This is a genomic window from Pseudoalteromonas sp. 13-15, from assembly GCF_001468205.2.
Classification (GTDB): domain Bacteria; phylum Pseudomonadota; class Gammaproteobacteria; order Enterobacterales; family Alteromonadaceae; genus Pseudoalteromonas; species Pseudoalteromonas marina.
In genome coordinates, this window is the sequence record NZ_CP019162.1 from 495540 (window position 1) to 514401 (window position 18862).

The following is an 18862-nucleotide window of genomic DNA, read 5'->3' on the forward strand; positions in this document are numbered from 1 at the left end:
TTATGTGTGTTATTCAGCAGCGAGTGCTTCTTTAAATACAGTTTTAAAGCGCTCAAAGTCTTCTATATGTGGTAAGTGGCCTAAATTATCGAGCTCATATAATTTAGCATTGGGGATAAGCGATACGGCATTTTTGCCTAACTTATCGTATCGACCAAGCTCGTAATCTACACCGGTTTTTTTCCAGTTGCGGCCTGGTCCTGTTCTATCACGGGTACCAATAATTAACTCAACTGGCACGGCAAAGTCTTTAAATTCAGTAATAACGGGTTGAGTGAAAATCATATCGTATGTTTTAGCATTAACCCACGCCATGTGAGCTTTATCCGGCCCTTGTATTTGCCCTGTAATAAAGTTCGTTAATGCTGAATATGTAGCGTTCCACTTACCATCGTAATAGTTTTTTTGCTGATATTTTTTTACGCCCTTGGGCGTTTTAGCAAGCTCATTTTTATAAAAGAAGTTGGTGTCTTTGTATTCAACATAATGTAAGTAGTTTTCAAGCCCTATAGGGTTAAGCAAAACCAATTTAGTTGTTGTATTGGGATACATTAAAGCAAAGCGACTTGCCAACATGCCGCCCATAGAATGGCCAACTACAATTGTTTGTTTTAAGTTAAGGGAGTCCATTAACGCATGTGTATGGTAGGCAAGCGATGCAAACGAATACTGATAATTAGTGGGTTTAGATGATTTACCAAAGCCAATTTGATCAGGAATTAATACACCAAAGCCAAGCGATTGTAAGTACTGCGCTGTAGTCGTCCAATAATCAGCATTAAAATTTTTGCCGTGCATGAGTGTCACGGTAGGCATCTTTTCTTTGGTAGGCTTTAGGTAAATATACGCCATCTTTAAAGACTGCTTTTGTGATTCAACGCTAAAGTAATTTACTTTAAAGTCATATTGATAACTGCTTAAAAGGGCATCGTAAGATAGGGACTCTGTATTTACTTCACTATTTGCTAAAGCATTATTAGTGAAAGCTAACAAGGCAGCAAAACACATCACTTTAATTGACATCATTTCATTATTCCTTCAAAGGTAAAGCATGAGGCTTAAAAGAAATACGACAATAACTAAGTATTTACAGCCATTCAATTAAATACTTTTATGGCATAAAAAAAGGAGCGCTTAATAGGGCTCCAATTTATGTGATTTTAACGCAGTGTAATTGCTTAAAAGGTCCACTCTACATGTATTTGCGGAACTGACTCTGTCACTTCAGTTCCTAGCTTGTTATGCCAGTATTGAAGCTCCATGCCGAGTAGCAACGTATTTTCTTTCATTTCAAAGGCATGACCCATGTCCCATACTAAAATAGGTTGTGCGAGTATCCATGCCTCTACATCGTTTCCAAATTCGTCTTCACGTTCTGCAATGTATTCTGCGTGCCCTTTAAAGCTGAACTTTTGTGAGCCAATAGTAAAAGGGTATTCAAAAGCTACATCAAACATCCAACTATTTGTTTCTATGGGGGCGCCGCCTTTAGCAACACCTTCGCTGTCGTCAATATAGGCTGTTACTATCGTTTGAAAGAAGTTAAAACCTGGTACATCCCAGCTTAATTTAACACCCGGCAGGTATTTCACCATTTTAGCATCGCCAGCAATATTTATACCGCCAGTAAGGCCAACATCTAATAACGCACCGGTGCCAATTTTTTCACCGCTAAGCGCCGATAAGCTAACAGTTGAATACCATTCGCCGTAAAAATCGCTATCTTGATAGCCGTCAGCTTTATCGTCTTTACTGTAATCAATGAAAAAGAAGTTGTCGCCGTAATCGTAACCCGATGCATGTTGAACTGAGTAAACAGTGGTATCTGACTCTTGCTCAGTAAAAGGGTTTTTTTGGTCGCCATTGTTAATGTGTAATGCTGTGCTGCTCCAATTAGCGGCAAAAGCAGAAGACGATAAAGCAATGGATGTAAGGGTAAAAAAGGAGAGTATTTTATTTAATTTCATAATTTGTATTTAACTATAACTTGAGTGACACGCGAAAGCGCGCATTATAGCAAAAGTGATTAATATGTAGAGTAATATGTAGAGTAATATGTTGCAGCTTGTTTTTAAGCTGCAACAGTGGGGCAAAGGTTTTAAGCTTTATTACGACGCAAACAAATTATTGCTATAGCGGTAAATGCTAAAATGAAACAATAATAAGACGATGTTGAGACTTCCCAAGGGCTAATTTTAAACGTAGCGCCAAGTAAAAGTGCTTGTGCTCCATAAGGTAAAGAGCCCTGAGTTACACAAGCAAAAATATCAAGTAGGCTTGCAGAGCGTTTGCCACTAATTTTACCATCGTCAGCGAGTTTTTTAGCAATAGGACCTGCCACAATAATTGAAACGGTATTGTTGGCAATACAAATGTTACTTGTCATGACTAGGGCTGCAATACCAAGTTGGTCAGCTACTTTACGGTGCCATTTAGCAATTACTTTAGTAATGGCTTGAATTTTTTGGGCAATGTAATCAAGGCCACCGTTAATGCGAATAAATTCAGAAAGGCCACCAATAAACATAGAAAGTAAAAATATTTCCTGCATATCGGTAAAGCCTTGATAAATATCTTTAACAAAGCTAGACCCTTCGTAGCTACCGGTAAAGCCCATTAATGCAGCAAATATAATACCGCTAAATAACACAACAAATACATTTAGACCTGCTACGGCGAGAACTAAAATAAAGGCATAAGGTAGCACTAACCAAATATCGTAATCTTGGGTTTCGACCACTTGCGCTGCAGGCGTAAGGTAAAACAATAAACCGATTGTTAAAATTGCGGCTGGTACTGCAATTTTAAGGTTTTCTTTAAATTTATCTTTCATTTCACAACCTTGCGTACGTGTAGCCGCAATCGTGGTATCTGAAATAATTGATAAGTTATCGCCAAACATAGCGCCAGACACAATAGTACCCGCCATAAGGGCTGGGTCTATACCTGTTTTGATCGACACCGCATAAGCAATTGGGCCAATCGCCCCAATAGTGCCCATTGATGTGCCCATGGCTGTAGATACAACCGCGGCAATTAAAAATAAACCAGGAAGTAATAAAGCGGGCGGTATCAGTGATAAACCCGCATTAACTACGGCGTCAACCCCCCCTGTTGCACTGGCCACTGCAGAAAAAGCACCAGCAAGCAGGTAAATTAAACACATCGTAATAATGTTGTTATGCCCAGCGCCTTTTATAAAGGTTTCAACACATTGATTAACAGTGCCTTTATTAAGTATAAAGGCAAGCATAATAGCGGGTAATATTGCCACCGGTGCTGGCAGTTGATAAAAAGCGTAATCAACCCCTTGAGATTGCAGGTATAAACCAGAACCTAAAAATAGGGCTACAAATGTTAGTAGGGGTAGTAAAGAAAGTATTGCTTTGTTTTTATTAAATGATGGCTGCATCATAATCCTCGAAACCAATTAATTACCACAGCCAAAAATTCCTCTTTTAGCTGAATTTAGCAAGTCTATCTACGTTGTTAAAAGCTAACAAATAGTAGAACAATGCAGCGCCCGCAAGCCAAAGACCAAATCGACGCGAAGGGGAAGTTTAAATGTATAGATGGCTAAAGTAAACTGGTATTGTTATTATTCTTTTATTAAAGGGTTGACTGACTATTACATGACTTTTAGATAAAATCTACTAAGTACGTTACTTTCAGTGATTGATGTTAACTGAGCGATATATACACTCAATATATACAAAACGATCGGTTTACGGTTTAAACAAAAATAAATAAGGCATAGTGATGATTCGAATAGGTGTTTTTGGTGCTAATGGCAGAATGGGTTTAGCTTTATTGGAAGCCGCAACAATAAAAGAGCAAACACAACTAACAGGCGCCTATGTTCGTAGTGGGTCATCGTTAATTGGAGTTAATGTGAACCAAGTCAATAGCGCTGCCGATAAAAACGTATGTTTTAGCGACGAAAACACACTCGAAAGTGTTGATGTGTTAATTGATTTCACCCTGCCAGACGGTATGCGTAGCCACTTAAAGCGTGCTGTTGAACAATCTCTCCCCTTAGTTATTGGCACAACAGGTTTAACGGCCGATGACATGGCATTATTAGAAAATGCTGCTAAACATATACCTATTGTATTTGCTCGTAACTACAGTGTTGGCGTAAATGTGTTACTAAATTTAGTTCAAACGGTTGCCACTAAGTTCGGTGACGATTTAGATATTGAGATATTTGAAGCGCATCACCGTCATAAAATCGATGCGCCATCGGGCACGGCTCTGGCAATTGGTGAGTCAATTGCAGATGCAAAAGGGTGGAACCACGAAGAGGTTGCTGTATACGATCGAAGCCAAATTGAAACTGAAAAATCTCAAAACGAAATTGGTTATTCAGTCCTAAGAGGAGGTGACATAGTAGGTGAACATACCGCCTATTTTGCCACAATGGGGGAAAGGCTTGAATTAACGCACAAAGCAAGTTCGAGAATGACCTTTGCGCTAGGCGCTATAAGAGCTGCAAGCTGGTTGCAAAATAAACCGGTAGGACTTTATGATATGCAAGATGTGCTCGATTTAAAGTAGTTTAGTATCTATTTTGGGTGTTTGGGTCTAATTTTAGCTAAAAGCACTTATTTGTTATGATTTACCAAATAATGTTAGACCTAAAACCCAACATCATGTAGTATACAGCCAATTTGCCAAAAATTACTAAATGCGTGTTTCCAATTATACCCAAGTGGCTAGTAAAATCAGGGGTTCAGTGGGAATGATAAGAGTTTTAGGCAAGAAAAAATGTTGAAGATTTAGCGGTTATATCGGCCTCATTTAAGACTGCGTAAAACAATTTAATCTCATACAAAATCTGGTTTTGACGATCCCTCTGGGTATTGGCGGGGTGATAAGCAATTTGCTTACTCCCGTTTTTTACTGTTAGGAGGTTTAACTTGACTAAATCCGCTCTGTTAGTCCTAGAAGACGGCACAGTGTTTCGCGGTACTGCAATCGGCGCTGACGGCATGTCAGTCGGTGAAGTGGTATTCAATACGTCTATGACTGGTTATCAAGAAATTTTGACTGACCCTTCGTACGCGGAACAAATCGTAACTTTGACGTACCCACATATCGGTAATACGGGTACCAACAGCGAAGACGAAGAAGCGAATCAAATATGGGCTAAAGGCCTAGTGATCCGTGATTTGCCACTGCTAGCAAGTAACTTTCGTAACGAGCAATCGTTAGATGATTACTTGAAAGAACGTAATATTTTAGGTATTGCGGACATCGACACCAGAAAGCTAACACGTATTTTGCGCGACAAAGGCGCTCAAAATGGTTGTATTATTGCTGGTGACGAACTAGACGAACAAAAAGCGCTACAAGCCGCGCAAGCCTTCCCAGGCTTAAAAGGTATGGATTTAGCAAAAGTTGTCTCAACCAAGGAAAATTTTGAGTGGCGCGAATCAAGCTGGACATTAGGCGAGGGGTTTAAAACCTTAGATACCGCCGATGAAAAGTTTCATGTTGTAGCCTATGACTTCGGTGTTAAGCGTAATATATTACGTATGCTTGTTGACCGTGGTTGTAAACTTACCGTAGTACCTGCACAAACTAGTGCTGCTGACGTACTCGCATTAAACCCCGATGGTATTTTCTTATCTAATGGCCCTGGTGATCCTGAGCCATGTACATACGCAATTGACGCGATAAAATCATTTTTAGAAACCGACACACCCATTTTTGGTATTTGTTTAGGTCACCAGTTATTAGCGCTTGCTTCAGGTGCTAAAACAGAAAAAATGAAATTTGGCCATCATGGTGGTAACCACCCAGTTAAAGATCTAGAGCGCGATGTAGTGATGATCACAGCACAAAACCATGGTTTTGCAGCCCAAGAATCAAGCCTACCAAGCACGCTTCGTGCAACACACAAATCACTGTTTGACGGTACGCTTCAGGGTATTCATCGTACAGATAAACCAGCATTTAGTTTTCAGGGTCACCCTGAGGCAAGTCCAGGCCCGCATGATGCAGCCCCATTATTTGACCACTTCATCGATTTGATGCAAGCGCGTAAACACTAATTTAACTGGAGTAATAATGCCAAAACGTACCGACATAAAAAGCATTCTTATCTTAGGCGCAGGCCCAATTGTTATTGGTCAAGCTTGTGAATTTGACTACTCTGGTGCACAAGCGTGTAAAGCACTCAGAGAAGAAGGCTATAGAGTTATCCTTGTTAACTCAAACCCAGCAACGATTATGACCGACCCAGAAATGGCTGATGCAACATACATCGAACCAATTCACTGGGAAGTAGTAGAAAAAATCATCGAAAAAGAAAAGCCAGATGCAGTCCTGCCTACAATGGGCGGCCAAACAGCATTAAACTGTGCACTTGATTTAGACAAGCACGGTGTATTGGCTAAGCATGGCGTAGAGTTAATTGGCGCAACAGCTGATGCAATAGACAAAGCCGAAAACCGTGAACGCTTTGACACTGCAATGAAAAATATTGGTCTTGAGTGTCCTCGTGCAGAGATAGCACACTCAATGGAAGAAGCTAAAGATACAATGAGCCGCATAGGCTTACCGTGTATCATTCGTCCTTCTTTCACCATGGGTGGCACCGGTGGCGGTGTTGCTTACAACATGGAAGAGTTTGAAGAAATTTGTGAGCGTGGTTTAGACCTGTCACCTACAAACGAATTACTAATTGATGAATCACTAATAGGTTGGAAAGAGTACGAAACAGAAGTTGTTCGTGACAAAAAAGACAACTGTATTATTGTTTGTACTATTGAAAACTTTGACCCAATGGGCGTGCACACAGGTGATTCAATCACTGTTGCACCAGCGCAAACGTTAACCGACAAAGAATACCAAATTATGCGTAATGCCTCTATGGCAGTACTGCGTGAAATTGGTGTTGAAACCGGTGGCTCTAACGTACAATTTGGTATTAACCCTAAAGATGGCCGTATGGTTATCATTGAGATGAACCCACGTGTATCGCGCTCATCGGCACTAGCCTCTAAAGCAACGGGTTTCCCAATTGCTAAAATTGCAGCAAAACTTGCAGTAGGCTACACGCTTGACGAACTTCAAAACGATATCACTGGCGGTAAAACACCAGCCTCTTTTGAGCCTTCAATTGATTACGTTGTAACTAAAATACCTCGCTTTAACTTTGAGAAATTTGCCGGTGCTAACGACCGTTTAACCACGCAAATGAAATCAGTGGGCGAAGTAATGGCAATTGGTCGTAACCAACAAGAGTCATTACACAAAGCATTACGCGGTCTTGAAGTTGGCGCAACAGGTTTTAATCCAATTGTTGCACTTGATGACCCTAAGGCAAAAGAAAAAATCATCCGTGAATTACGTGAGCCAGGTGCTGAGCGTATTTGGTACATTGCAGATGCAATGCGACACGGTATGAGCGTTGAAGACGTTTACGAGCTGACTAAAGTTAACCGCTGGTTCTTGGTTCAAATTGAAGACATTTTAAAAGATGAGGCAAGAATCGCTGAAGGCGGAATGGCTGGCCTTAATGCAGATTTTTTACGCAAGCTTAAGCGTAAAGGCTTTGCCGACCCGCGTATTGCTGAAATTGCGGGTGTGTCAGAAGCTGAAATTCGTAAAAAACGTCATCAACTAAATATTGTGCCAGTATACAAGCGTGTAGATACGTGTGCTGCAGAATTTAGTTCAGACACCGCTTACATGTACTCATCGTATGATGAAGAGTGTGAAGCTAACCCAACAGACAAAGATAAAATCATGGTTATTGGTGGCGGTCCTAACCGTATCGGCCAAGGTATTGAATTTGATTACTGTTGTGTACATGCTGCGCTTGCACTTCGTGACGACGGTTACGAAACCATCATGGTTAACTGTAACCCTGAAACTGTATCTACCGATTACGATACATCTGACCGACTTTACTTTGAGCCAATTACCCTTGAAGACGTACTAGAAATTGTACGTGTTGAAAAGCCAAAAGGTGTTATCGTGCAGTACGGTGGTCAAACACCACTTAAACTAGCACGTGAGCTAGAAGCCAATGGAGTGCCGGTGATTGGTACTTCGCCAGATGCAATTGACCGTGCAGAAGACCGTGAGCGTTTCCAACAGTTAGTAGAGCGTTTAGACCTACTACAGCCAGAAAACGCAACGGTTACATCAACTGAAGAAGCTATTTTAAAATCAGCTGAAATTGGTTTCCCGCTGGTTGTTCGCCCATCATATGTATTAGGTGGCCGTGCAATGGAAATTGTATACGACGAAGACGATTTACGTCGTTACATGACCGAAGCAGTTCAAGCCTCAAATGAAGCGCCTGTTTTATTAGACCATTTCCTAGATAACGCAATTGAAGTTGACGTTGACGCAATATGTGACGGCGAGCAAGTAATCATTGGCGGTATTATGGAACACATTGAACAAGCTGGTGTTCACTCTGGTGACTCTGCCTGTTCATTACCAGCACATTCTTTATCGCAAGAAGTGCAAGATGTAATGCGCAAGCAAGTAACCGATATGGCTCTTGAACTAGGTGTTGTAGGCTTAATGAATACACAGTTTGCAGTAAAAGATGGCAAAGTGTATTTAATTGAAGTTAACCCACGTGCTGCGCGTACGGTTCCATTTGTATCTAAAGCCACCGGCGTTGCACTTGCAAAAGTAGCTGCACGTTGTATGGCGGGCCAATCTTTAGCGAGCCAAGGCATTACTAAAGAAATTATCCCTCCTTACTACAGCGTTAAAGAAGTAGTTTTACCGTTTGCTAAGTTCCAAGGTGTAGACCCTATCCGTGGCCCAGAAATGCGCTCAACAGGTGAAGTAATGGGTGTTGGTGATACTTTCGCCGAAGCATTCGCAAAAGCACAATTAGGTGCAAGCAATACTTTACCACGCGGTGGTCGCGCGTTATTATCTGTTCGTAATAGCGATAAGTCACGTATTGTTGAATTAGCTAAAATCATGACCGAGTTAGGTTTTGAATTAGACGCAACAGGTGGCACAGCCAAAGCGCTTGAAGAAGCGGGTATTAACGTTCGTCGCGTAAATAAAGTTTACGAAGGTCGTCCACATATTCTTGATTACATTAAGAATAAAGAATACAGCTATATCGTTAATACCACCGAAGGTCGCCAAGCGATCGAAGATTCGAAGGTGTTACGTCGTGGTGCATTGCAAAATAAAACCAACTATACGACTACCTTGAACGCGGCATTCGCTAACTGTACTGCTAACAAAGCAGATGACCGCAGTAAAGTGGCGTCAGTTCAAGAGCTACACCTGCGATTGAACTAAGGAAATGTACCAAGGCCTAATTAGGCCTTGGTGTTAAGTGAGAAAATATGCAAACAATTCCGATGACAGTTCGTGGCGCAGATTTACTGCGTAAAGAGCTTAACGAATTAAAAACAGTTACCCGTCCTAAAATCATCGCTGATATTGCTGATGCGCGTGAACACGGTGACTTAAAAGAAAACGCTGAGTACCACGCTGCGCGTGAGCAACAGGGTTTTTGTGAAGGTCGTATTCAAGAAATTGAAGCTAAACTTTCAAATGTTCAAATAATCGACGTAACTAAAATGCCTAACACAGGTAAGGTTATTTTTGGTACCACAGTAACTATTGTTAATGTAGAGACTGATGCCGAAGTTAAATACCAAATAGTTGGCGATGATGAGGCAGATATTAAAAATAACTTAATCTCTGTTAACTCACCTATAGCTCGTGGTTTGATTGGTAAGCAAATGGATGATGCAGTTACCATTAAAACACCAAAGGGCGACGTTGAATACGAAATCATTGAAGTTGAGTACCTTTAATATATCCTCACTTTAGCGTTTACATAAAAGCCGATGTGATTACATCGGTTTTTTTATGCCTTTAATAATCTCGACTTTGTTTACTTTATTGGGTACGTTAGGTTGACTATAACCTAATGATTGAGAGTACTGATGTCCTTAATTAATTTTCCTGAGCCACTTAAACCTAATGATAATATTGCAATTTGTGCGTTTTCTTCAGGTGTTGATAATCACTTTCAAACACGATTAGACACTGTGCTAAATGGTTTAAAGTCGCAAGGGTATAAAGTAATTGAAGGTGACAGTGTAAGGCAAAATATCAGCGCTAAAGAGCGAGCTTTAGAGCTAATGCACTTTCTTACCGACGAAAATATAGCGGCAATTATGCCGCCATGGGGTGGAGAGCTTGCGCTAGACGTTTTGCAATATATTGACTTTAACATAGTGAAAACGGCTAAACCTAAGTGGTTAGTGGGGTTCTCTGATGTTAGTACATTAGCGTGTGTGCTCACTTCTCGTTGTGGTTGGGCAACCCTTCATACTGCTAATTTAATGCAGCTACATCCAAATGAAACTGATCATAATTGTGTAAATGTTTTTCACGTTTTAGCGCTCACCAAAGGCGAGCAATTTGAACAAGTACCTTCAGCATCATACCAAACTAAATTAATTAATTATGAGAGCGACCCTGATGCGTTGTTTGAACTTACTGAGCCAACGCAATGGCAATGTTTAAATTACAACGATGCGCGTAAATTAGAAATAACAGGCCGGCTTTTTGGCGGTTGTTTAGACACGCTTAACTTGTTGCTTGGCTCGCCTTACCTCGATTTACATCGCTTTAAACAAGAGTATGCACCAGAGGGACTTGTGCTCTTTCTAGAAAACGCAGAGCTAAGCCCAACAGCTGTAGCACGTAGTCTCATTGCATTAAAACTAAATGGCGTCCTTACTGATGTAAACGGTATTATACTTGGTCGCAGTGCCATTATTGATAGCCCCCATAAGCAAATTGATTATTACCAAGCAATAGAATTAGCACTTGGTAAATGTATTTTCCCCGTACTGTTTGATGCTGATATTGGGCATGTTGCACCTAATTTAAACTTAATTAATGGTGCAAGCTGTACGATTAACGCAGACATAAATGAAGGCAAAGTGATTAAGGCATCGCTAAGCACTAAGCTGTGTTAATTATTAAGTCGCTCTTATTGGTGGCTAATCATATAAAAGTAATGGATAAATTAAGCTCTTTAATTTATTTTAGTTAATCATTAGTTTTTATACGTATTGTATATTTGAAAAGGAATCGCTAAGTTGAAAATCACGGACGCTCATTATAAAAACGGCTTTGCTTTTATTGCCGTTGTTATGTTTATCGCTTTTTTTATAATTTGGTATATAAACAATGAAATTGAAGCTTCTTTTTTGCTGTTATTTTTTGCATGCTTATCTTTTAGGTATCGATTTACCGATGAATATAAAGCTAAACATTCCCCACATAATCTAATCAAGAGAAGCGCCGGCACTATAAAAATCACAAAGCCAAATTTGAGTCGCTTTAAGTTTATATCAGATCAAGAGTCGATCGAGGTTAAGCGAATTTCTATTGTTAATATAAGTGATAATTGGTTATCAATAATTATTGACGGAAACGGCAATGGTTACGATTTTCAACTTTTAGGCTCAAAAGATGAAATTTATCAACAATTTAACTCACTGCTAAATTCAGATGAAAAAGAGAACATTGATATTAACTACGTGTAATTTATTGAGCGCTTAATACCGCGCTTGATGGTAAAAGCGATAGGGCATGTTGACCTTAGTGGCTTGAGTTTATTTAATTTAGTGGACGTGGAATAACTGCGCTATGTGTGCAGCCGAGCGGGCTAAGCAAAAGTCGAGCAATGCCTATGCGTCCAGCTTACGCCCTTTAGCCTAATTTATACAGACAACAAATAGTAAATGGCTCTTAGCAAGGACAACCCTTAACCCTGAAAGTTTATTAGTCTCTAAAGTCACTTTCATAAATAAGTTATTAAGCCTTCCGCACCTAAATAATAAAAGGAAAACAATGAAAATAGATGACATCAGAGTGTTTGTGCCGTGTAAAAACTATCAACAATCGTGTGCATTTTATCAGGCGCTGGGCTTTAATGTTGAGCAGGCATCAGCTGATTTAAGTATTGCAACATCAGGTGAATGCAGCCTCTTTTTACAGCGTTACTACAACCAAGAATTTTCTGAAAATTTAATGCTGCAAGTGTGCGTATTAAACATAAATGAAGCTTTTAACACTATTAGTAAGTTAACTCACTTTGATATTCGCTTTGAAGGGATAAAACAAGAGCTGTGGGGCAAGGTGATTTATTTATGGGGACCATCAGGCGAGCTTTTACACGTAACTGAATTTAATTAAAAAGGAATAATAATGAAAAAAAATACGTTTTTTGTCATGTTGATGGTTTTTTTACTGACCTCATGTAGTGCGCTTGTGAGTAATAATGCAGGTAAAAATACGCGCTCTAGCAGTTTGGTTGACTTTCTTTATCCAAACGAAGATAGCCGTGCTACGTATAAACCAGAAATTCCAGTGTTAAAATTACCTGTTACAGTGGGCATTTCATTTGTGCCTTCTAAAGATTGGCGAGCAAACGCAATTGAAAGCCAAAATGAGGTAAAGTTGCTCGAAAAAGTTAAAAAATCGTTTTTGCAGTACGATTACATTGACCGCATAGAAGTGATTCCAAGTACGTATCTTAAAGGTGGAGAAGGGTTTTCAGCGCTTGAACAAGTAGGGCGACTGTACGATGTAGACGTGATGGCATTGGTTTCTTACGATCAAGTAACGCAAACCTATGAAAATAACGCCGCATTATTGTATTGGACCATTGTAGGTATGTACGTTATTCCCGGTAACGAAAATACGATTCAAACCTTCGTCGACACTGCTGTTTTTGATATAAAAAGTAAAAAAATGCTTTTTAGAGCGCCAGGCATCAGCAAGCTTGAAAAAAGAACCACCGCTATTGGTATTGACGAAACGCTCAATGAAAAGTCACTTGAGGGGTTTAATTTAGCGGTTACCGATATGAGCCTAAATTTAGATGCGGAATTAGCACGCTTTAAAACGCGGGTTAAAGAAGAAAAAATAGCAAAAATAGAGAATAAAGATGGCTCAAGCAGTGCCGGGGCGTTTAGTGTGTTTATTCTGGTTTTTATGTCGCTACTTGTTTTAAAGCGCAGACATGTAAATAGCTAAACATCTATATAACTAAGTCGCTAAATAATTAAATTTAAAACGCCACATTATTCAACTTATGCGGCGTTTTTTATGGTGTTTAGCTTAATTTTTCATTAAAAAACGCTAAGGTACGCTGCCAAGCAAGCTCTGCTTTTTGCTCATCATAACGCCCAGTAGAGTCGTTATGAAAACCATGATTAGCACCTTCGTACATGTGCATAGTGTACTCAACATTGTTAGCTTTTAAGCTTTTTTCATACTCAGGCCATGTGGCGTTAACGCGTTTATCAAGTTCACCTAATTGAATCATTAAAGGGGCTTTAATATTTTTGTGTAAGCTTTCACTTGCAGGTGTGCCATAAAAGGGCACGCCCGCGCTGAGTAAGTCACTATCAACTGCGGCTAAGTAGTTAACAATATAACCCCCAAAACAAAAGCCTACGGCGCCTAATTTGCCGTTGCTGCTAGGGTGGGCTTTTAAAAAGTGAGCGGCGGCTACAAAGTCGTTTTGAATTTTAGCTCTGTCCATCGTGCGTTGCATTGCACGCCCCTCATCATCATTACCCGGATAGCCACCAAGCGGGAAAAGTGCATCGGGAGCAAAAACAATAAAACCTTTTTTGGCTAAGCGTCTTGCTACGTCTTTTATGTAAGGGTTTAAACCACGGTTTTCGTGAATAACTAATACAACCGGCAGTTTACCTTCAATTTTGCTAGGCACCGCTAAATAACCTTTACCCTTACCATGCCCGTTTGGCGAATCAAATTCTTCGTAGGTGGCTTTAATATCGTCATCGTTAAACGAGACTTGCTCTGCAAGTGCATAGTTAGGTAAAAGCGCGCTGGTGAGCACACTCATTGAAATCCCCAGTGCTGCAAGGCCACCTAGCTTTTTCATAAAAGTACGGCGGTCCATTAAACCATGGGCATATTCGTCGTACCAATCAAACGCTTCTTGAGGAATGTGATCTATTTGAGGTGAATTCATGGTTTTCCTTAATTGTTATGCTTTTTAATATTAAGTACCTAAACGTATCGGGTATAAAAAACGAGCACTAATTTTACTATTTAGTGTATTTTTGCCGTTAACTATTAATAAGCTGACAGGCTATGATCAACCCCCATCATAAAATCTAATCCTGCAAAGGCAAACGCTACAACAATGGCACCCAATAACATTAAATTACGGTTATTTTTTCTGTATCCAACAATGGTTAGTACTGCAAATATGATAAATAAAATAAGTTGAAATGTACCCATGGTTAATCCTTTAAGAAAGTAAACTGAGAGTCAAAATACCAGTGAAAAGGGGAAGTTAGCAAATAATTGAAGGTTATTTTTAACTATAAATAAAAAGCTCGGCATGTTGCCGAGCTTTTTTGGTTGGGGTTTTACTTAATTAGCTATTGGTCGTTGTTGGTTGGCCATCGACAATAGGGTGTTTACCACGCCACTTAAGAATCATTCGTTTTGTATCTTCAAGTGCGACATACTGACACGGTATAAGAATAAGCGTAATCACGGTGGCAAATAGCACACCAAAGGCGAGTGATACTGCCATAGGTATTACAATTTGTGCCTGTAAACTCGTTTCCATAATAATAGGTAACACGCCAATAAAGGTGGTCACTGAGGTTAGCAATATAGCTCTAAAACGACGAGCTCCCGCTTGCATAACCGCTTCTTTTATAGGTACACCTTCAGCACGCGCTTTATTTACAAAGTCAACCATAACTAACGAATCGTTAACTACAATACCGGCTACTGCAATGATGCCAAACATTGAAAGGCCGCTCATGGTCATTCCTAATACCATATGCCCAAACATTGCACCGACCACACCAAATGGAATAACCGACATAATGATCAATGGTTGTGAATATGAGCGAAGCGGAATGGCTAATAATGCAAATATAATCATTAGTGAAATTGCAAAATCACGTAATTGCTCATCAGCGCTTTCCATTTCCTCTTGCACTCGACCAGCGACATTACTGGTAACACCTGGGTAATTTTGTAAAAGGGTTGGTAAATACTCGTCAGTGATTTCTTTTACAATGGCAAAAGGTTCAACTTTATCAGTATTAATGGCTGCCCATACATTAACTGTTCTGTTTGCGTTTTCACGGCGGATTCTGTTTACACCATCTACAATGTTGATTTGTGCAACTTCACTTAACGGCACTTCAACACCTGTTGGCGTGATAATACGTGTGCTGTGTATGTTACTAATAGAGTTACGTTCGTTTTCAGGGTAGCGGATCATCACTCTGATCTCTTCGCCTTCACGTAAAATACGTTGTGCCTCTAATCCGTAATAACTAAAGCTAACTTGCGATGCAACGTCTGCAAGGGTCAATCCCATGCTGTATGCAAGTGGTTTTAAATCAAGTTGCACTTCATCGGTAGCGCTTTGTAGTGAGTCGTTAACATCGCCTACGCCTTCCATGCTTTGTAATTTAGTTTTTAATAACGAAGCAACTTCTTTTAGTTTGTCGGTATCTTTACCTTGCAGTCTAAAACTTACGTCGCCGTCATCTCGTCCGCCGCCAAATAAGTTATCTTCAATGGTCAACGTTTTAACGCCCGGCAATGGTGGCATTTTTTCACGCCATAATGAGCTAAGGGTGAAGGTATCAATAGGGCGTTTATCAGGTTCAATGAGCACAGCCATTAATTGTGCAGTGGTACGGCCACGAAGGCTTACCGAGAGGTCACGAATCATTTTTTGACCATATTGTGCTTCAAGCTCTTCATCTACACTAAGAAGTACCGCTTCAATTTTCTTAGCTGTTTCAAGTGTTGCTTGCTCTGATGATTCAAGATTCATTTCTACAACCACACGCGGAAAGTCATGTTGTATTTTAGGGTTTGGCACAAATTTAACTAAACCGCCTGCAAACATGCCTGCGCTCATAATTAAAATACATATAAACCCAATAATTACGGTATAACGATAATGAATACAGTGCCCTATAAACGGTGTGTAGTAATTTTGAACAAACGATTTAAGGCCTTTATCAACAACCATACGCACCTTGTGCAATGGGTTTTTAGGATTAGGTTTGCGTGGGTTCATTGCGGCAATATGGGCCGGTAAAATAAGTTTTGATTCAATTAACGAAAAAATCAAGCACAGGATAATAACAACACCAATCGCTTTAGAAAATGCTGCGCCTGGGCCTGATGCCATAGCTTGTGGTAAAAAAGCAGCAATGGTGGTGAGTACGCCAAATGTAGCGGGCATTGCAACACGTTTAACACCACGGATTACGTTATCGAGTGAGTGGCCGTGTTTTTCTATTTCGGCACTGGCCGATTCGCCCACGACAATAGCATCGTCCACCACAATACCGAGTACAATTATAAAGGCGAACAACGACACCATATTAATGGTGATATCTAAAAAGCCTATCGGCATAAACAAAAAGGCACCCAAAAAAGAAACCGGTAAACCCATCATTACCCAAAATGCTAATCTAAGCGGTAAAAACAATGCCAATACCAGCATAACTAAAACACCACCCCATACCATGTTATCGATCATCATATCGAGACGACCTTGCAGGTAGTAGGTTAAATCAACCATAGGGGTTAGTTTTACGCCTTGTGGTAATTTAGATTCTTTTTCGGCCATGTAATTTTTAAGTACTTTGGCAACGTCGGTAATGTCTTGATCTTTAGATGCTGCAATATCAAACATTAACGAATTTTTACCATTGTATTTTGAATATAATAAGCCTTCTTCAAAACCATCGTTAATGGTGGCTACATCGCCTAAATATATTTGTGCGCCATCAGCAAGGGTAATTAAAGGCAACTGCTCAAACTCATTGCCTTTATAAGCTTGTTTTTCAACACGCATAGAAATATACCCGTTATCTGAACGGATTTGACCTGCCGACATATTAGTTGAAAAGTTTCTTACTGCATTTGATACATCTCTAAAAGTAAGGCCGTATTCACGCAGTTTGTCGGGGCTAATCTCAATGCCTATTTCATAATTTAAGCCGCTAAAAAAACTGACTAAATTAACACCAGGTAAAGCGAGTAATTCATCTTCTAAATCGGTACCTAGTTCTTTTAGTTGGGCATAGGTCATATCCCCATATAGCGCAATAAACATCACTTCTTGTTGAAACTTATCGCGCTGAATTATTGGTCTTTCCATACCCGCTGGAAACGAGTTAATAGAATCTACTTGGGCTTTTATCTCGTCTAAAGCTTCTTGAAGGTCGTATTTTTCTTCAATTTCAATCCACGCCTGTGCATAACCACGATTAGAGTAAGTTATAAAGCGTTTAATACCCTCTAATCCCTCTAGGTTTTCTTCAATTTTTATTGTAATGCCTTCTTCAACCTCTTGCGGTGCGGCGCCAGGGTAAACGGCTTGAACACTCACCCAGTTACTTTCAAATTGCGGAAATGCTTGCTTACGAATCGTTAAGGCTGTTAATAAACCGCCAACCAGAATAAAAATCATGATTAAATTTGCTGCAACAGGGTTGCGAGCAAACCAGGCAATTAGGCCCTTTTCAGAGGTACTCATAAGGTGTCCTCTTTAAGAGCAAGCTGTGTTACTTCACCTTGTTCGTCATCTTCATCCGTTTTAACAGCCATTCCTTCGCTTGGGTATTCTAGTGCTGAGGTAATCAACTGTTCGCCAAGTTGTAACCCTTGGTCGGCTATTACCATGCCATCTTGTTCACGAACAATATTTAGTGTTTTAAAGCTTAGAGTATTGTTCGCGTTTAAAATGGCAATTTGTTTATCTTTAACAAGGTGATGCGGGACAATAATTGCGTTATCAAGGGCTCTGCCCTCAATGGTTGCATTAATGTATGAACCAAAACGTAGTGGTTTAGTGTTATCGGCGTATGGCGTTGGCAGTTGCGCAACTAAATAACTCATGCGGCTTACTTGATCTATTACACCTTCGCTGCGAACAACTTCGGCCTGCCAAGACGTTTGCTTGCCGGCAAATTCAGCATTAAGGGTAACAGTAGCACCAATGCCTCCATTGGCTAGGTATTGCATTTCGCTATCTGCTACAGGTAAACGTACTTCTGCCACCGATGTGGCACTTAATGCGCCAAAGCTACTGCCCGGGTTTACTACAGAGCCTAAGCTTATTGTGCGTGCATTAATAATAGCGTCGTATGGGGCTTTTATATAAGTGCGTTCAAGGTTACGCTTTGCACGTTTAACACTGGCTTGAGCAGAGCGGTAACGCGCTAGCTTTTCGGCTAATTGCGGTTTACGTAAATAAAGCTCTGATGCAGTTGAGTCACTTGAGTCTGATTTAATACGTTCCCATTCAGCTTTTGCTACATGCGCTTGGGCACGTTCTATTTCAAGGGCTGAACTTGCTTGAGCAAGGCCTGCTTGTGCTTCAATAAAATCGGCTTCGTAATCATTTGGATCAATTCGTGCTAATATGTCGCCTTGTTTTACAAATGCACCTTCAACAAATTCATCTGCTACGGAAATAACTTGGCCACTAACTTGTGCAATTAGCTCAGTACGGTCTTTAGGTTTTACAACCCCGTACGATTTTACGTCGAGTGTTATTGCATCAATGTTGACTGTTTGCGCAGCAACCAGTGGACGAGTATCTTGCGCTGGTTTTTCTTCAGGCGGGGTTTTCATATTTGAAAAGCCAATTGCCAGTGCAATTCCGGCAGCTAAAACTGCGATTGGAAGAACAATTTGTTTTTTAGTAGCCACAAGGCATTCCTTCATAAAAGTGGTGATAGGGCAATAATAAACAATAAAGTGTTTACAAGGCGTTTGAAGATGTAACAAAGCATTACATATGTGT

Annotated in this window: 15 protein-coding genes; 8 read left to right on the forward strand and 7 right to left on the reverse strand. The window is 40.2% G+C overall.

Features of this window, described 5'->3' with window-relative positions; translation table 11 throughout:
* Positions 1–9 precede the first annotated feature (9 nt).
* From ATS72_RS02435 to ATS72_RS02445, 3 genes are all read right to left on the reverse strand, one after another.
* Positions 10–1026, reverse strand: a complete 1017-nt coding sequence (locus tag ATS72_RS02435) for an alpha/beta fold hydrolase (protein WP_058428721.1) — start codon at positions 1024–1026, stop codon at positions 10–12.
* Positions 1027–1178: 152 nt separating this feature from the next.
* The gene (locus tag ATS72_RS02440) at positions 1179–1967 is read right to left on the reverse strand and encodes a hypothetical protein (protein WP_008132074.1); all 789 of its coding nucleotides are present in this window, start codon (positions 1965–1967) and stop codon (positions 1179–1181) included.
* Positions 1968–2098: 131 nt separating this feature from the next.
* Positions 2099–3412, reverse strand: coding sequence for a Na+/H+ antiporter NhaC family protein (locus ATS72_RS02445; RefSeq protein ID WP_058428722.1), 1314 nt, complete (start codon positions 3410–3412; stop codon positions 2099–2101).
* Positions 3413–3759: 347 nt separating this feature from the next.
* Between ATS72_RS02445 and dapB the strand changes: the two genes are divergently transcribed.
* The 8 genes from dapB to rhlP all read left to right on the forward strand — a co-directional run bounded on the left by dapB (position 3760) and on the right by rhlP (position 13059).
* The gene (gene dapB, locus ATS72_RS02450; RefSeq protein WP_058428723.1) at positions 3760–4557 is read left to right on the forward strand and encodes a 4-hydroxy-tetrahydrodipicolinate reductase; all 798 of its coding nucleotides are present in this window, start codon (positions 3760–3762) and stop codon (positions 4555–4557) included.
* 362 nt (positions 4558–4919) lie between these two features.
* Positions 4920–6056: a glutamine-hydrolyzing carbamoyl-phosphate synthase small subunit gene (carA, locus tag ATS72_RS02455; protein ID WP_058428724.1), complete on the forward strand. Its 1137-nt coding sequence runs from the start codon at positions 4920–4922 to the stop codon at positions 6054–6056.
* Positions 6057–6072: 16 nt separating this feature from the next.
* A complete protein-coding gene (gene carB / locus ATS72_RS02460; RefSeq protein WP_006792432.1) occupies positions 6073–9291 on the forward strand; it encodes a carbamoyl-phosphate synthase large subunit in 3219 nt (1072 codons plus the stop codon).
* 47 nt (positions 9292–9338) lie between these two features.
* A complete protein-coding gene (gene greA / locus ATS72_RS02465; protein ID WP_006792433.1) occupies positions 9339–9815 on the forward strand; it encodes a transcription elongation factor GreA in 477 nt (158 codons plus the stop codon).
* 132 nt (positions 9816–9947) lie between these two features.
* On the forward strand, positions 9948–10991 hold the full coding sequence (locus ATS72_RS02470; protein ID WP_058428725.1) for a S66 family peptidase: 1044 nt from the start codon (positions 9948–9950) through the stop codon (positions 10989–10991).
* 123 nt (positions 10992–11114) lie between these two features.
* Complete coding sequence (locus ATS72_RS02475; protein ID WP_006792435.1) at positions 11115–11564, forward strand: hypothetical protein; 450 nt, start codon at positions 11115–11117, stop codon at positions 11562–11564.
* 307 nt (positions 11565–11871) lie between these two features.
* Entirely contained in the window at positions 11872–12216 is a 345-nt protein-coding gene (locus ATS72_RS02480) for a hypothetical protein (protein ID WP_058428726.1), read from the forward strand.
* Positions 12217–12228: 12 nt separating this feature from the next.
* Positions 12229–13059 carry a rhombotarget lipoprotein gene (gene rhlP, locus ATS72_RS02485; RefSeq protein ID WP_058428727.1) on the forward strand — a complete coding sequence of 277 codons (831 nt, stop codon included), beginning with the start codon at positions 12229–12231 and terminating at the stop codon, positions 13057–13059.
* Between the two features lie 79 nt (positions 13060–13138).
* Here the strand turns inward: rhlP and ATS72_RS02490 are convergent, their stop codons facing one another.
* The 4 genes from ATS72_RS02490 to ATS72_RS02500 all read right to left on the reverse strand — a co-directional run bounded on the left by ATS72_RS02490 (position 13139) and on the right by ATS72_RS02500 (position 18768).
* Entirely contained in the window at positions 13139–14029 is an 891-nt protein-coding gene (locus ATS72_RS02490) for a dienelactone hydrolase family protein (protein WP_058428728.1), read from the reverse strand.
* 104 nt (positions 14030–14133) lie between these two features.
* A complete protein-coding gene (locus ATS72_RS18820; protein WP_006792439.1) occupies positions 14134–14301 on the reverse strand; it encodes a hypothetical protein in 168 nt (55 codons plus the stop codon).
* 139 nt (positions 14302–14440) lie between these two features.
* Positions 14441–17590, reverse strand: a complete 3150-nt coding sequence (locus tag ATS72_RS02495) for an efflux RND transporter permease subunit (RefSeq protein WP_058428729.1) — start codon at positions 17588–17590, stop codon at positions 14441–14443.
* The gene (locus ATS72_RS02500; protein ID WP_058428730.1) at positions 17587–18768 is read right to left on the reverse strand and encodes an efflux RND transporter periplasmic adaptor subunit; all 1182 of its coding nucleotides are present in this window, start codon (positions 18766–18768) and stop codon (positions 17587–17589) included. Before ATS72_RS02500 ends, ATS72_RS02495 begins: the two co-directional genes overlap by 4 nt.
* Positions 18769–18862: the final 94 nt, after the last annotated feature.

Excerpts from the sequence above, each read along its gene's own strand:
- ATS72_RS02490 (WP_058428728.1), bottom strand. The coding sequence starts at position 14,029 with ATGAATTCACCTCAAATAGATCACATTCCTCAAGAAGCGTTTGATTGG.
- carB (WP_006792432.1), top strand. The coding sequence starts at position 6,073 with ATGCCAAAACGTACCGACATAAAAAGCATTCTTATCTTAGGCGCAGGC.
- dapB (WP_058428723.1), top strand. The coding sequence starts at position 3,760 with ATGATTCGAATAGGTGTTTTTGGTGCTAATGGCAGAATGGGTTTAGCT.
- rhlP (WP_058428727.1), top strand. The coding sequence starts at position 12,229 with ATGAAAAAAAATACGTTTTTTGTCATGTTGATGGTTTTTTTACTGACC.
- ATS72_RS02480 (WP_058428726.1), top strand. The coding sequence starts at position 11,872 with ATGAAAATAGATGACATCAGAGTGTTTGTGCCGTGTAAAAACTATCAA.
- ATS72_RS02445 (WP_058428722.1), bottom strand. The coding sequence starts at position 3,412 with ATGCAGCCATCATTTAATAAAAACAAAGCAATACTTTCTTTACTACCC.
- ATS72_RS02470 (WP_058428725.1), top strand. The coding sequence starts at position 9,948 with ATGTCCTTAATTAATTTTCCTGAGCCACTTAAACCTAATGATAATATT.
- ATS72_RS02495 (WP_058428729.1), bottom strand. The coding sequence starts at position 17,590 with ATGAGTACCTCTGAAAAGGGCCTAATTGCCTGGTTTGCTCGCAACCCT.
- greA (WP_006792433.1), top strand. The coding sequence starts at position 9,339 with ATGCAAACAATTCCGATGACAGTTCGTGGCGCAGATTTACTGCGTAAA.
- ATS72_RS02440 (WP_008132074.1), bottom strand. The coding sequence starts at position 1,967 with ATGAAATTAAATAAAATACTCTCCTTTTTTACCCTTACATCCATTGCT.
- ATS72_RS02435 (WP_058428721.1), bottom strand. The coding sequence starts at position 1,026 with ATGATGTCAATTAAAGTGATGTGTTTTGCTGCCTTGTTAGCTTTCACT.
- ATS72_RS18820 (WP_006792439.1), bottom strand. The coding sequence starts at position 14,301 with ATGGGTACATTTCAACTTATTTTATTTATCATATTTGCAGTACTAACC.